The organism is Thiopseudomonas sp. SA1F2-1K, from assembly GCF_057443035.1.
This window is the reverse complement of record NZ_CM172014.1, coordinates 109294-124728: the sequence shown is the minus strand read 5'-3', so window position 1 is coordinate 124728 and position 15435 is coordinate 109294. Positions and strand designations below refer to the sequence as shown.

Genomic DNA, 15435 nt, shown 5'->3' with positions numbered 1-15435 from the left:
TTTTTGCCTGAGGGTTTTTACTCTGAAACTTGCCTGCAGGCTGACCTATTCGTACTTACTCCTCGGGCAGTGCTGGCAATACAAAAGGTAGCTGTCGATTTAAGCGTAAGCGCTCACGCTGCCGCTCACCAGTCACCACGTAAGCCAGTAATTGCTCCTGTTCGCGATATTGCAAACTCAGGTGTGGCGCACTGCCCTCAACTAACCACTGGGCATCGGCCGGTGCGCGGCCAGCAAACACAATCGGCAGCGCCGGTGTTTTCACTACCGTGGGCATGGGTCCATAAGCCACGGCTGTAGGCTGACCCGCTAAGGTTTTGGCCAAGGCTCGCACCTCAGCCATCAACGGCAAGATATATTGTAAGTTCAGTCCCTCTAGTTCAACACAATCACCAAGGGCATAGATATCTGGCGCACTGGTTTGCAACTGACGATTCACCACAATGCCTTTAGCTGTCACTAATCCCGCTTGGCTGGCTAAGGTTGTTCGTGGCCGTAAGCCGGCCGCAGTAATAATGGTATCCACCTGTAACTGCTGACCATTGGCCAGCTCGGCACGATAAGCTGAATCCTGCTGACTAATCCGTTGCACGCTGGTGTTTAAATAAAACTGAGCACCCGCCGCTTCTAGTTCAGTTTGTAAGGCTGTGGCCACCAACTCGGGCAGTTGCTCAGGCAACGGCCAAGCACAAGGAGCTACTAACAGCGCTTGATGCCCAGCGAGTAATAGGTCATTGGCAATTTCACAGCCAATTAATCCCGCGCCTAAAATCAATACGCGCTGTTGCCGAGGCAGGGCTTGGCGTAAACGGGCATAACTGGGCAAATCATTGACACTATGAATTTCAATTAAGCCTTCGGTTTGCAGCGGTGGAATCCATGGCTCAGCGCCCAAGGCTAAGACTAACTTACGATAAGCCAAGCGCTGCCCAGCAAACTCCAACCAATGTTCGGCGGGATTAATCGCTGTTACCTCAGTCTCAGAGTAAATTTTGGCCTGTAACTGCTCGGCCATATGCTCCGCCGAAGAGGTCATAATTTGTTCAACGGCTAAGCCTTGGCTTAAAGCATTCGACAATAAGGGTTTGGAATAAAACTCTGCACCATCTCGGCTAATCAGCACCAATTCGCTGTCTTGATCTAACTGCCGAAACTCACGGGCTAAATTATAGCCCGCCAAACCCGTGCCAATAATCACAATAGGTAATGCCACACGCTGCCCCTTTTTACTAAATTTAGCGACTTAACATACGCCTTCTTAGCCTAGATTTCTGCAACCCGATTGAGTTGCACGCCTTTTATTCACTAGACAGCATGGTAAGATTCTTCTTTTTGACCGATAACCGCCTGTGCCTATTTTATCTTCTTCCGCTGTGGATGTTGCCTCCGGCCTTAACTGGCAAGCACAGCATGCAGCGCTTAGTTTACTGCAGCAACACTGGTTATTTAGCCGTGAGCTACTCACCCAGCAGCTGCGTGACCTTAGCCAACAACAGTTTGCGGTGCAGCCGCTACGCGAGTACTACGCACCGCTACGCGAAGATGAGTGCCACGCCTTAGGCATTGCACCCCACAGTCAGGGTTGGATCCGCGAAGTACTGTTGCTCGGCCAACAACAACCTTGGATATATGCCCGTAGCGTTGCCTGCCAGCAACAAATGCAGCGCTCTTCGTTTGATTTAGCCACCCTCGGCAATCGCTCCTTAGGCGAGCACCTGTTTAAACAAAATGCCTTTCAGCGCTTACCGATTGAAGTCAGTCCTTTTCCCCTCAGTTGGTTGCCCACTCAGTTAAATTTGGCTGAATGCAGCCAGCCGTTATGGGCACGACGTTCCTGCTTCGCCCATGCTGAATTACAGGTGCTAGTAGCCGAAACCTTTTTACCCAGCTTTTGGCATGCGGCGCAGCAAGCCAGTGCTTTAGATTAGGAAACTTCTATGTATCAGCATCTTTTGCAATCACTCAGCCGCCTGCACCCGCGGGCTTGGGACTTTATTCGTCTCACCCGTTTTGAGCGACCGATTGGCATTTATTTACTGCTCTGGCCCACCTTAACTGCACTGTGGATTGCTGGCGATGGCAGCCCTAGCCTGAAAAACGTCCTGATTTTTACCCTAGGTGTCGCCTTAATGCGCGCGGCGGGTTGCGCCATTAATGACTACGCCGACCGCGAGTTTGATGGGCATGTGGCCCGCACCCAAGATCGCCCCTTAGCCACTGGCCGCATTAGCCCTAAAGAAGCGTTATTAACCGCAGCCATCCTCACTGGAATCAGCTTTATCTTAGTGCTAATGACCAATAGCACCACTGTATTTTGGGCCTTTGGTGCAGTGCTACTGGCCGCTTGCTACCCCTTTATGAAGCGCTACACCTTTTATCCCCAAGTATTTTTAGGCGCTGCTTACTCCTGGGGAATTTTTATGGCCTTTACTGCCGAGCAAGGCAGCGTACCGGCTGCGGCGATTATTTTGTATCTAGCTAATTTACTCTGGACCATTGCCTACGATACCTACTACGCCATTGCCGACCTTGAAGATGATTTAAAAATTGGCGTTAAATCTACTGCGGTCGCCTTTGGCAAATCCGTGCGCCGGATTATTTTTACCCTGCAAATTGTGATGCTGTTGCTGTTAAGCTGGGCCGGTCAACTGTTTGAACTGAGTGATGCCTTTTATTGGGGCTTATTTGCCGCTTTAATCTGTTATCTCTGGGAGCTCTGGCATACACGAGGCAACCATCCGCAACGTTGTTTTGAAGCGTTTTTGCATAATCACTGGGCAGGTTTATGTATTTTTCTGGGTAGCGTGGTGGCCACGCTTTAGCGGCAACTAGCTAAGCGACTGGGGCAATGTCACATTACTGCAACAATTTCGTTATCTAATAGCCTTAATTCTGAATAGTAGAGATGAGGATCGCCATGACTGGCAAGCGTATTTTGATTGTGGATGATGAGGCGCCGATTCGGGAGATGATCGCCGTTGCCTTAGAAATGGCTGGCTACGAATGCTTAGAAGCGGAAAATGCCCAAGATGCACACTCGATTATTGTCGATGCTCAGCCTGATTTACTCCTACTCGATTGGATGCTGCCCGGCACCAGCGGCATTGAATTGGCGCGCCGCTTAAAGCGCGATGACTTAACTGCCGAGCTGCCGATTATTATGCTCACCGCCAAAGGTGAAGAGGATAATAAAATTTTAGGCTTAGAAGTGGGCGCCGATGATTACATTACCAAACCCTTTTCGCCGCGCGAGTTAGTAGCGCGCTTAAAAGCGGTGTTACGTCGTGCCGGCATTGGCGAAAATGAAGCACCAATCGATGTTAATGGCCTAGAAATTGATCCCATTAGTCAGCGGGTTTCTTGCCACGGAGAGCCGCTCGCCTTAGGTCCTACCGAATACCGTTTACTGCACTTTTTTATGACCCACCCCGAACGCGCCTATACCCGTGGTCAGTTATTGGATCAGGTCTGGGGCGGTAACGTCTACGTTGAAGAGCGCACCGTGGATGTGCATATACGCCGTCTACGTAAAGCCATTGGTGAAGAACACGCCGAGTTGATTCAAACCGTGCGTGGCACAGGCTACCGCTTCTCGACCAAGAGTTAGCTACGCTTATGTCCCATTGGCGCACGCAACTTCTGCTACAACTGCTACTCATTGGCTTAGTCTGCTTAGTGCTCGGCATGATCAGCAAAGCCTATGCCCTGAGTTTTATGCTCGGCTTAGGGGCGCTGTTGCTGTGGCATTTTCAGCAACTGCTGCGCTTATTGCGCTGGTTAAAATACAGCGAGCCAGGTACCGAGCCACCCTATAGCAGCAACCTGTGGGGCGAAGTGTTTGATCAGCTGTACCGCATGCAGCAACGTGATTTGCGCATTCGCGCCAGCTTGCAATCAGTGATTGATCGGGTGCAAGAATCCACTGCGGCGTTAACCGATGCGGTGATTATGCTAGATAAAAATGGCCAATTACGCTGGTGGAACCAAGCAGCAGAAACGCTACTGGGCTTTAAAAAGCCCCAAGACTTAAATCAATTGGCCAGTAACCTGATTCGCCACCCTGAATTTAAAGAGTTTTTTTACCGCAAAAAACATAACGATACGCTGGTGCTACCTTCACCAGTTAAAGAGCAAGTATTGCTGCAGTTTCATCTTACCGTTTACGGCAATAACGAACACTTACTGCTGGTGCGTGATATCACCCGCATTCATCAGCTCGAACAAATGCGTAAAGACTTTGTGGCCAACGTCTCCCACGAGTTGCGCACGCCGCTGACTGTCATTAGCGGCTATTTAGAGACCCTGCTCGATAACGCCGACGAAAACCTTAATCCACGCTGGCGCCGTGCGCTGCAACAAATGCAGTTGCAAGGTGAGCGTATGCAGCATCTAGTAGATGATTTGCTACTGCTGGCCCGCCTGGAAGCCACCGAACACCACGCTGAAAATCAGGGTGTTGAGCTACAGCCGCTGCTGGATAAAATAGTTAACGATGCCCAAAGCTTATCCGATGATCAGCACCAGTTTGAGTTACGAATTCAGCCCAACTTATCGGTACCGGGCAATAAAAACGAATTACGCAGCGCCTTTTCTAATCTGATTTTTAACGCTGTAAAATACACCCCTACCCCTGGAGCCATCACTATTTCTGCCTGGTCTGATCAGGCGGGGATTCACGTGGCGGTCAGTGATACCGGCGTAGGGATTGATAAAAAACACCTACCCCGCTTAACCGAGCGCTTTTATCGGGTCGACTCCAGCCGCGCCAGCTACAGTGGCGGCACGGGTCTTGGGCTGGCGATTGTTAAGCACGTGTTACTCCGTCATCAAGCACGCCTTAGTATCAGCAGTGAGCTGGGGGTGGGCAGTACCTTCACCTGCCATTTTGAGTCGCCGCTCAGCGCTTAGGCTAATCCCTTAAGGCCCTGCGCCTTAAGTTTTTTTGCCCTAGTGCTGCAACCAAGTTTTATTTTTTCTGCTCTAATGGCGCAACGGTGTAATGCTTATGCCATGGGCTGCTGGCTCACAAAATAAGATTACAAAGCCTAGGTGAAAGCATTACACTACAGCCCTCCGTTTCTGGAATAACTGCCCTACTTGCAAGGTGTATTCATGAAATTAGTCACTGCAATTATTAAACCTTTTAAATTAGATGACGTGCGCGAAGCACTCTCCGAAATCGGAGTTCAGGGCATTACTGTCACTGAAGTCAAAGGTTTTGGTCGCCAAAAAGGCCACACCGAACTCTACCGCGGCGCTGAATATGTTGTGGATTTTTTACCCAAAGTTAAAATCGAAGTCGCCATTGCCGCCAGCCAACTAGATGATGTGATCGATGCCATCAGCAACGCGGCCAATACCGGTAAAATCGGTGACGGTAAAATCTTCGTCACCGCCCTTGAGCAAGCCATCCGGATTCGTACTGGTGAAACAGGTAAAGATGCGATTTAATTGCCCTGTTTAGCCACTAACCCCTAAAAACCTTCCATCTGGAAGGTTTTTACTTATATCAATTACTTAATAAGCAGTAGGCGTTATACGTGGACGACGATACGCCCCCAAACTAATACGATATATATTATTTGCATCCAGCTTAATATCGTACTCCTCTATAACATAATCCCATGCCGATCCGCACAATCCACGCCCTTGTGGATCCGCAACAGCAGACATTTTAGTCATACCCGGCGGCACATAAAACGTAGCTTTTTCTTTCGTATCAAGCCGTGCTGCAAGCTCACCCGCAATAGCTACGCCCATATAACACCCCCCACCCATCATGCCTTTATCTCTTACTACTACCAACTTAGCGTAGCCAGGCTTTTCCTCAGTAAAAGCAAGATGGCGCTCAGCAGGCACGTCAACCGCCATAGTTGTAGGTACTGGCTCAGTTCTTACCATTAAGGTACAACCAGTAGTACCTACCATAACAATGCCTATGGCAATGAAGGCTATTTTTTTAAACATTCCACTCCCCAATTTCAGTTTAAAACTAGATTTTAATACTACGTTTTTTATTGATTCTTAGAGGTTAAACAATCCCCGCCTCTAAACTGGCGGCCATGGATAAGCCGAGTTCTTCGCATTGCTGAACAAACTCGGGGTTAAAATCGCCTAGGCAAATCAGCGGTTGTTGCACCAGTTTCCAGCGTAGGCCTTGGGTGATGCTTTCGATGGCGCGGCGGGTGCCGGTGCCGTCTAATCCGGCGCGGATATAAAAAGCAAAGGGCAAACCTTCGGTGTGTTCAAGGCACGGGTAATAGCAGCGATCAAACACATCTTTCACTAACCCTGCCATATAGCCAAAGTTTTCGGTGGTGCCGATGATGACCGCATGGGCGGCTAAAATATCTTCAGGCTGGGTTTCTAGCGGAGCTAACACCTTAACCTGAATATTCTCAATATCAGGATGGGTTGCGCCCTTAACCACTGCATCGCGCAGTTGCTGGGTATTGGCTGAAGGTGCGTGGGCGATAATCAGTAACTGTTTAGTTGCAGACATTTAATCTCTCCAAACTTAACCGGCTGGACGTGGCGAAGCTTGGTTAAGCTTGGCCTTTAATGCATCAAACATCAAATAGGCAAAGCCTTCGGCAATTTTGGGGTTAGATAGCAGTTTCATCGCCATGCCTTCGTGTACTTGCATGCTTTCAATCACTGCATGATTAATCGTATCCGGCAGTAGCCCTAACATCGCTTGTTCACGGGTGTTGTGGCGCAGCTGATCCATCGCGGTTTGATCTTCTTCGATCTTCTCTTGCACGGTTTTAAAGTAATTGGCGGTATCTGCATCGGTAAATTCGCTGCCGAATAAATCGTTCATGCGTTGGATAATTTCTTGCAGTAACTCTTGTTTAGGATCACGCGGGGTAGCGCCTGCGCCTTCTCGATTAGGTCTTACTGGGGTATTTTCACCAATGCTTAAACCCAAGTCTAAATCCACTTCGCGCTGTTGATGTAGGCTGTATTGGGTTAACACAATATCGGATAAATCAATTTCATCTTGCAACACATCTAAGCGCAGCAATGGATGCAAGTAGTGGGCAAACACGCTGAGTTTTTCTAACTGAAGGTCGTCTAAATCGACAATTTGCGAGCAAAACTCATAGTAACGATAAAAAGATTGCAGATTCTTTTTAAACACTTCCAACCCATCGCGTTGGGTTTTAGCATTTTTAACCAGATTTTCAGCGTATTGAATAGCGTGCGAATCCTCTGCCTTTTTGGCGCGCTCTAGCTCTTGTTCGGCCTGCTTTAACGCCTCACTAGCCGCCTTATAGCGCACAGTAAACCGCTCCATGGGCTTTTTGCAGATATTAGTCAGCATGGCTTGAGGCGTGTTTTTACTAAAATAGGCTTTTACAAAGGCTTCCACTTCAGACCAATGATAAATACCCTCAGCCTCGAGCTTTTCCATTAGCTCAAAAATGATATTCACATCCGATACACCAGGCAGCGTAGCGGTTTGGTAATAGGCTTTAAATTCTTGCAGCACATCTTGCGGATCATTCACAAAATCCAGCACAAAGGTCGTGTTTTTACCTTTATAGGTGCGGTTTAGGCGCGATAGGGTTTGAATACACTCCACCCCTTTTAGCGGTTTATCCACATACATTGCCACCAGTTTTGGCTGGTCAAACCCGGTTTGAAACTTATTGGCTACCAACATGACTTGATAATCTGCGCTATCAAAGGCTTTACGCATATCGCGCCCACGCAGGTTTGGGTTCATGTTGCTTTCGGTGTAGCTTGTTTCTGGGGTATCGGGGTCGTTCACCTCGCCCGAGAATGCCACCATCGCATTAATGTTTTTATAGCCCTGTTGTTCTACATACTTTTCAAAGGCTAATTTATAACGCACTGCCTCTAAGCGGCTGCTGGTAACTACCATGGCTTTGGCTTGGCCGTTTAACAGGTGCTTAATTTTTTGATTGAAGTGCTCGATGATAATTTGCACTTTTTGCGCGATATTTTCGGGGTGCAAGTTGACCCACTTCGCGATTTTATTGCGGGTTCTGCCACTATCAAATTTGCGCTTATCCTCTGGATTTTGGTGCTCTAGCTGATACGCCACCTTGTAGCTGGTGTAGTTTTGCAACACATCTAAAATAAAGCCTTCTTCAATTGCTTGGCGCATCGAATACACATGAAACGCCACTGGCTTGTTGGTTTCGCTCATTGGCAAATCAGGCTCTGGCTTGGTGCCAAACAGCTCTAACGTTTTAGCTTTGGGCGTGGCGGTAAAGGCAAAGTAACTCAGTCTATTAGAACCAGCGCGGGCTTTGAGCGATAACTGCAGCAGATCTTCGCTGTCTAGCTGTTGATCATCGTCTAGCTCTTCTACCATTAGCACTTCGCGCAGTTTGCGGGCAGTAGTACCGGTTTGGCTGGAGTGCGCCTCATCGGCAATCACCGCAAAGCTGCGATTGGCTAAGGTGGCATCTTGGCGAATGGCTTCAAGCACATGGGGAAAGGTTTGAATGGTGACAATAATAATCGCGGTGCTGGCTTTTAGCTCGGCTGCCAGTTGTTTAGATTTACTGCCTTGCCCTTCTTCACGGCTGATGCGGGCGATCATGCCGTGATGATGCTCAAACTGGTAGATGGTTTCTTGCAGTTGGTTGTCCAGCACCGTACGGTCGGTAATTACAATTACCGAATCAAACACCTTATCGCCGCTGCTTTTGTTTAACTCTGGGTGATCCTGTTGGTAATGTTTAGAGGCTAACTGATGGGCGAGCCACGCAATCGAGTTAGATTTACCGCTGCCGGCGCTGTGCTGCACCAGGTACTTGTTGCCCGTGCCTTGTTGATCGACAGTTTTTAGCAGTTTAGAAACCACCGCCCATTGGTGATAACGCGGGAAGATTAAGGTTTCCCGTTGAGTTATGCGCCCGTCTAGCTCCTGCTGCTGTTTACTTTCTAGGTGAATGTAACGCCCTAAGATGACTAGCCAGTTATCGGGCTGAAAAATCTCGTTCCATAAATAGGCAGTGGCGTATTGGCTGCTATCGCTGGGAATATCATTACCAGCACCGCCCTCGTGGGTGCCTTGGTTAAATGGCAGAAAGTAGGTTTTTTGCCCCGCTAAGCGCGTGGTCATGGCTACTTGGTATTGGCTCACCGCAAAATGCACTAAGGCGCCGCGCTTAAAAGTCAGCAAGGGTTCGGGCTTATTGGTTGCGGGGTCTTTTGGCGTGCGGTCTTTAATGTATTGCAACTTGGCTTGATCAAGCGATTGTTGAAACTCAGACTTTAACTCGCAGGTGGCTACCGGTATGCCGTTAACAAATAAGGTGAGATCAATGCGCCCTAAATTGCCGTGGGGTGAGTACACCAACTCAGGCACTACGCGCAGAATATTTTGCTGATAGCGGCGGTTAGCTTCGGGGTTAAGTGCGTGGTCGGGCTTAAAACCGCATAGGGCAATTCGTGCGCCGCGATCTTTTAGCTCGTTACGCAGCACCCATAAGGTGCCTTTATTGCGATCATTTAGCGCGCGCTCTAGGGTATTGAGTAACGCTTCGGCGGTGGCATTAGGGTTTTGTTGGCTGTTTGGGTAATGCTTGGCTAGCCGCTGCCATTGTTCGGGCTGGCTGTTGCGGGCAAAGCTGATGACATCATCAGGATAAATTGCGCGCTGACGATCATATTTACTCGAATCCCCCAGCAGCCAGCCGTTGGCTTGCATTTGGGTAAGGATATCGTGTTGAAACTGGTGCTCGCGCACAATGGCTTCTGGTGGCAACTGCATTATTTTTCCCTTTTATGTTCTAGCGCCCTTAACGCACTGGGCGCTTAATCATCAACCCAACGATTAGTAAGCCCGCAATAAATCAGCCCGCAACTACCCCACACTCGGCGGCTGCCAATCCCGCACATCAATCTTACCTGTGACTGCGGCGGAGATTAGGGCGGTTTTGCGCTCCTTCAATAAAGAAACTTGCCTCTCAGAGTTGCTAATAATTGCTGTATATCTGCTTTTTTCATTTTTTATAAAAGAATCAATCAAAACTCGCTCTTCCAAGTCAGGAGGAAATGCAACCTTAAGATTATTAATAGATTCTGCCGTTAATTTAGGCTGAGCTGAACCACTTACAATTGGTGTAACATCAATATTTTCAATTACCTCAGCCCAATAATCCACTAACTTATCTTTAGAGCTAAAGATATGAGCATGATTATTTACCCAATACTTCCCATATGCTGAAAATGCCAATGGTGTACTTCGACTCAATAAATTAGCACCATCCTCACCAACCAAAACAGTTGGCTCATCAAAAATATACTCATCAATATAATCAATAATTCCTGATGCACCATAGTAAGGAAACTCCCCTCTTTTATAAGATCGCTCTTCAGAGCTGAGTGGAATTCTTCTAAAATTTAACGAGACTAGTTTTCTTTTTAAAGCGCAAATAATCCAATGCTCAGGCACTTGCCCTAGCCATTCCACACCGGAATCTTTCATTGGTGCATCGGGGTTTAAGCCTTTGGTAACTGCATGGGAAATCACCGCCTGACGCTTTTCTTTTAATAACTCTATTAACTGCTCTTGCTTGGCAATTAACGCATCAATCTTGGCAGTTTCATAATCGAGGAATTGAGCGATTGTTTGTTGAGTTAAAAGGCTTGGAATTAAAATAGGTAAATTACTAACTTCCTCAGTAGTAATTTGTGGAATAGCAGTTTGCGTAAATCTAAATAAATTTTTTTTATTACCTACAAAATAATAATAAACATACTCACTTAATAAATCGCCATTTAATTTCTTACAATATATTGTTGTTTGAGTACTTGTTGATGGTTCACTAATCATTTTAACAAAACCAATAGAGTTACCACGCGCTGGAATAACCAAATCCCCAGCATAAAGTTTTAACTCTGGATTATTTATATATCCAAAATACTCATCTTTTTCTGTAGCTGAGTAAACAGGCCAGCTCCCTTTTTCATTTAAGTTTTCTTTTAAAATAGTTTGACCCATTCCAATTTTAAAAAAACGACTCACTTTTGTGAAAACCCACCCCTCTGGAATCTCCCCTAACCACTCAACCCCAGAATCCTTATAAGCTGGATACGCCTTATACCGCCCCGCCATTACGAATGCACCTCAGCCAATAACTGCATAATCTCTGTTGCTACCGCATCTAGCTCGGCATCAATTTCTACCAATGAACGCGGCGGCTGATATTCATAAAAATGACGGTTAAACGGAATCTCATACCCCACAATCCCCACTTCGCCATCGCGCTCGTCGCACTTAGTGCGATCAATCCACGCATCGGGTACATGGGGCAGCACTTCGCGGGCAAAGTAATGCTCTACCGATTCCAACAACGGCACGTTTTCATAATCGCGCAAATCGGGGTTAGCTTCAGGCTGGCCTTTATCTTTACCGCTAGCAACGCGGCACACTTCGGCAGTTTCATCGTGCTCACCTAAGTGCTTAACCAACAGTTTTTGCTGGGCTGCGGTGAGTTTTACATTTAACTGCTTTAAAAACCCATCGCGCGATAAGTACTGCGCTTCTGGCAATTGCGCCAGCGCGGCTAAAATATCACTTTGTAAACTGGCGGTTAGTTTCTCCCAAGCTTTATCCGCCTGTAGCGCCGCCAAACGCTCGGCAGCCTGTGGATAAATTGCCAACTGCAACGGGCGCTCTACGGTAATTCGACGATAACCAAAGGCCCGGTAATCAAAAATTTTACTAAACTCATTTTCCACAAAGTGCCCGTAAGTGCGCACTAACGTGGCAATGCCCTCTTCGGTGAGTTCGCGGCGTTTGCTACCCAGCGATTTACGCATCGCCTGATAAAACACGTTTTCCACAGGCTCGTCACTTTCACCACCACCACTGCGCCCACGACCGCCAGTTTTAGCCCGCTCTTTAGCAGCGTTAATTAGCTGCACCTTACCTTTGCGGTGCGCGGGTTTGTTGTTAGATAGCAGCCAAATATAGGTAGCAATGCCGGTGTTATAAAACATATCAGTCGGCAGCGCGATAATCGCCTCAAGCAAATCGTGCTCTAAAATATAGCGCCTAATTTCACTCTCACCGCTGCCAGCGCCGCCGGTAAATAACGGCGAGCCATTTAAAATAATGCCAATGCGTGAGCTTTCGCCTTGGCCTTGTTTCATCTTGCTAATCAGGTGCAATAAAAACAGCAAAGAGCCATCCGATACCCGCGGCAAGCCAGGCCCAAAACGCCCCTCAAAGCCACGGTCTTTATGCTCATCGGTAATGGCTGACTGAATCTTTTTCCAGTCCACGCCAAATGGCGGGTTAGATAGCATGTAATCAAAGCGCTCGTTACGTAGCTGATCATTAGATAGGGTGTTGCCCAGCTTAATGTTGTCGACCTTTTGCCCTTTAATCAGCATATCGGCCATACAGATCGCGTAAGACTCGGGGTTAAGCTCTTGCCCAAAGGGAGTTAAGGTGGCGCGCTGGTTAAGTTCATGCACGTATTCCATGCCGGAAGATAAAAAGCCGCCAGTTCCGACGGTAGGGTCATAAATCGAGCGCACTAATCCCGCTTGGGTGAGAATTTCATCATCGGTGCTAAACACCAGCGAGGTGGTTAAACGCACAATATCACGCGGGGTAAAGTGCTCCCCTGCGGTTTCGTTAGAGCTTTCAGCAAAGCGGCGGATTAACTCCTCAAACACCAAGCCCATGCCGTGATTACTGAGGGTGTCTGGGTGCAAATCGGTATTGGCAAACTTATCTGCCACGGTATACAGCAAATCTGCTTCGGCAAGTTTGCTCAGGGTGTTGTAAAAATCAAAGTGCTCAAAAATTTCACGGGCGTTGGGGCTAAATGAGCGCACATAAACTTCTAGATTGTGTGCTACCTGGGTTTCCCCTAAACGGCTTAAATCCATGGCGGAGGTGTTGTAAAAACTTAATTTAGCAGCGTGGGCCAGCAATTTATCTTGGGCTTCAAGCGGCATGTTTTTCACTTGCTCAAACTTTTCTAGCACCGCTGGTTTAGTTTTGGCTAATACACACTCCAAGCGGCGCAATAAGGTAAAGGGCAAAATAATCCGCCCATATTGCGACTGCTTAAAATCCCCACGCAGTACATCCGCCACCGACCAAATAAACGCCGCCACCGAAGAAAAATTGCTGCTACTCATAACTACTGTAAATCCCTGATAAGTGAAGACGGTAAAAATGCTGGCTATTGTATGCCATACAGCAGATTCCACCTAAAAACAGCAGGTTCGAGTATTCAGATAATCAGGGAGGCTAAACTAGCGATAAATAGCCCGCGGTGCGTTGTGCTGATTACTTTCTGGCACCAACCCAAGGCTAAGCCGGCACGAGTGCAGATTACTTGCTAGCTGCTCACCCACTTGCTGTAAACCCATGACCATAGCCCGTGTTGGCTTTATCTAAACCTTAACTACTTAATCACCGGATAATAAGCATCGCCCCACAGGGTTTTGGGGTTGTCCATCATGATATCGATCAGCAAGGGAACAAAGGCCGATAAAAAAGTAACGCCCAGTTTCACTTGCTCGCGGTTGATGCTGCTATTCCAGGTGGCACCGCCGTGCATCAGTTGGTTGCGCAGCACATAGACTCGATTCATCGCTAGACTAAGCACCGTAGCAGTATCACGGCCACTTAAGGCTTGGCGGGTAGCAAACTTGGCGCTGCTAAAGCGTTGCTTCCACTCAGCTTGGCTGATTTTACCCCGCTGAAAACTCCAAAAATCGGCAGCCATGTATTCGTTATCCATTAAAAAACGAATACTGCGCGGCAGCTGCTCCCACACCATACGCTCGACCCGGCCATCTAGATCCAGATTGCATAACTTGATTAAAAACTCGGTGAAGGTTTCATAGGCCGAGCTGCGGTATTGCTCGTCAATGTCTTGGGCATAGGCCGCATTAAAGGCAATCCACAGAAAGACCAGCTTGGCATCTAAATCATCGGTTTCTTGCTCTGCGCGCTGCAACCAGCTCAGAGCGCGATGCACGCGCAAAGATAGCCCTTCAGAAAAGTCTGGGCGTAGGCGCCGTTGTTTGGTTTTAAGGCTGTGGTGGCTCAAGGGCGGGTGGGACATGCTGGATTTCCTTCTCTCCAAGATCTAAATCGCTCCACACCTTAGCACTTAAATCACCAATTTCGTATTGCGCCTGCGCAATCCAAGCAAAGGCTTGCTGATTGAGCCGATTAATCGCCTCAGAACCTGTGCCTTCGGCATATAACACTGGGCCAAAACGCACGGTAATTTCTCCGGGGTATTTCGCCCAGCCTGTTTTCGGCCAAAAACGCCCAGCGTTATGCGCAACCGGCAATACCCCCACTTGATTATTAACCGCCAAGGCTGCCCCACCGCGGGAGAACTTGCCAATATTGCCCACCGGCACCCGTGTACCTTCAGGAAAAATTAATAGCCAGCGCTGATCCTTAAGCGCTAAACCGCCTTGGGTCGCTACTTGCTTTAAGGCTTGCTTGGGATTGCTGCGATCAATGGCAATGGGTTTTAGCATGCCCATGGTCCAACCAAAAAATGGGATGGATAACAGCTCTTTTTTCAGCACCTGGGTCAGCGGCTCAAAGTACTTGGACAGAAAAAACGTCTCCCAGGTGCTTTGATGTTTAGCCAAAATCACACAGGGCTGCTGGGGAATATGCTCTACCCCTTCAATCCGGTAAGTGATGCCTAAAATATGCTCGGCTAACCAGAGCGCCCCACGGCACCAGTACACCGCAGTAAAATGATAGCGTTTAGAAAAACCTAAAAAGGGTGCTACAAATAAGCAAACCACGCACCACAGCAAAGAAAACAGCGCCAATAACACATAAAACACCGTGGTTCGAATGTTTGCTAGTAACACCATATTAAGCTCCTGAGCTGATCAAATACTCGGCCACTGCGGCTAAATCAGAAAAAATTAAGGTATCTGCGGGTAAACGTTTATTGACGGTTTCTACACCTTTACCGGTTTTGACTAATACCGGTTTAGCTTTGATTGCCACGGCCGCTTCTAAGTCACGCAAACTATCGCCGACAAACCAGACATCAGTTAAATCGGTTTGATAGTGCGCCGCTATTTGTTCCAATAAACCAGGCAAGGGTTTACGGCAATTACAGCCATCATCAGGACCATGCGGGCAATAGGCAATGTAGCCCAGCTCACCGCCCGCCGCCTGCACCAAAGCGCGCAACTTAGCGTGCATCGCATGCAAGGTTGGCTCGCTGTAGTAACCGCGGGCTAAACCCGACTGATTGGTGGCAATCGCCACGGTCCAACCAGCTTGACTAAGTTGTGCCATGGCTTCGATCGCGCCGGGTAAGGCGATCCACTCATCTACGGTTTTGATATAGGCATCAGAGTCCTGATTAATCACACCGTCACGATCAAGAATAATTAACTGCATGCCTTAGTTTTTACCTTCTAGCTGCATCAAGGTCA

14 protein-coding genes are annotated in these 15435 nt (G+C 48.0%); 5 read left to right on the top strand and 9 right to left on the bottom strand.

Features of this window, described 5'->3' with window-relative positions:
- Positions 1-55: 55 nt before the first annotated feature.
- Positions 56-1213, bottom strand: coding sequence for an FAD-dependent oxidoreductase (locus AC2T15_RS00575; RefSeq protein ID WP_486778476.1), 1158 nt, complete (start codon positions 1211-1213; stop codon positions 56-58).
- Positions 1214-1349: 136 nt separating this feature from the next.
- Between AC2T15_RS00575 and AC2T15_RS00570 the strand changes: the two genes are divergently transcribed.
- The 5 genes from AC2T15_RS00570 (at position 1350) to glnK (ending at position 5451) form a co-directional block, all read left to right on the top strand.
- Positions 1350-1928, top strand: a complete 579-nt coding sequence (locus AC2T15_RS00570; protein ID WP_486778475.1) for a chorismate--pyruvate lyase family protein — start codon at positions 1350-1352, stop codon at positions 1926-1928.
- Between the two features lie 9 nt (positions 1929-1937).
- Positions 1938-2822: a 4-hydroxybenzoate octaprenyltransferase gene (ubiA, locus tag AC2T15_RS00565; RefSeq protein WP_486778474.1), complete on the top strand. Its 885-nt coding sequence runs from the start codon at positions 1938-1940 to the stop codon at positions 2820-2822.
- Positions 2823-2917: 95 nt separating this feature from the next.
- Positions 2918-3607, top strand: a complete 690-nt coding sequence (gene phoB / locus AC2T15_RS00560) for a phosphate regulon transcriptional regulator PhoB (RefSeq protein WP_053103293.1) — start codon at positions 2918-2920, stop codon at positions 3605-3607.
- Between the two features lie 8 nt (positions 3608-3615).
- Complete coding sequence (gene phoR, locus AC2T15_RS00555; RefSeq protein ID WP_486778473.1) at positions 3616-4908, top strand: phosphate regulon sensor histidine kinase PhoR; 1293 nt, start codon at positions 3616-3618, stop codon at positions 4906-4908.
- A 204-nt stretch (positions 4909-5112) separates the two neighbouring features.
- The gene (gene glnK / locus AC2T15_RS00550) at positions 5113-5451 is read left to right on the top strand and encodes a P-II family nitrogen regulator (RefSeq protein ID WP_053100909.1); all 339 of its coding nucleotides are present in this window, start codon (positions 5113-5115) and stop codon (positions 5449-5451) included.
- 66 nt (positions 5452-5517) lie between these two features.
- Here glnK and AC2T15_RS00545 read toward each other — a convergent pair whose 3' ends face one another.
- From AC2T15_RS00545 to gmhB, 8 genes are all read right to left on the bottom strand, one after another.
- A complete protein-coding gene (locus AC2T15_RS00545) occupies positions 5518-5967 on the bottom strand; it encodes a hypothetical protein (RefSeq protein ID WP_053100908.1) in 450 nt (149 codons plus the stop codon).
- 64 nt (positions 5968-6031) lie between these two features.
- A complete protein-coding gene (locus tag AC2T15_RS00540) occupies positions 6032-6502 on the bottom strand; it encodes a flavodoxin family protein (protein ID WP_486778472.1) in 471 nt (156 codons plus the stop codon).
- Positions 6503-6517: 15 nt separating this feature from the next.
- Entirely contained in the window at positions 6518-9754 is a 3237-nt protein-coding gene (locus AC2T15_RS00535) for a type I restriction enzyme subunit R domain-containing protein (protein ID WP_486778471.1), read from the bottom strand.
- A 93-nt stretch (positions 9755-9847) separates the two neighbouring features.
- Entirely contained in the window at positions 9848-11101 is a 1254-nt protein-coding gene (locus AC2T15_RS00530) for a restriction endonuclease subunit S (protein WP_486778470.1), read from the bottom strand.
- Positions 11101-13143, bottom strand: coding sequence for a type I restriction-modification system subunit M (locus AC2T15_RS00525; RefSeq protein ID WP_486778469.1), 2043 nt, complete (start codon positions 13141-13143; stop codon positions 11101-11103). The genes AC2T15_RS00530 and AC2T15_RS00525 overlap by 1 nt, the downstream gene beginning before the upstream one ends.
- 269 nt (positions 13144-13412) lie before the next feature.
- Positions 13413-14078: a hypothetical protein gene (locus tag AC2T15_RS00520; protein WP_486778468.1), complete on the bottom strand. Its 666-nt coding sequence runs from the start codon at positions 14076-14078 to the stop codon at positions 13413-13415.
- A complete protein-coding gene (locus tag AC2T15_RS00515; protein ID WP_486778467.1) occupies positions 14044-14859 on the bottom strand; it encodes a lysophospholipid acyltransferase family protein in 816 nt (271 codons plus the stop codon). The genes AC2T15_RS00520 and AC2T15_RS00515 overlap by 35 nt, the downstream gene beginning before the upstream one ends.
- Before the next feature lies 1 nt (position 14860).
- Positions 14861-15400 carry a D-glycero-beta-D-manno-heptose 1,7-bisphosphate 7-phosphatase gene (gmhB, locus tag AC2T15_RS00510; protein ID WP_486778466.1) on the bottom strand — a complete coding sequence of 180 codons (540 nt, stop codon included), beginning with the start codon at positions 15398-15400 and terminating at the stop codon, positions 14861-14863.
- Between the last annotated feature and the right edge of the window lie 35 nt (positions 15401-15435).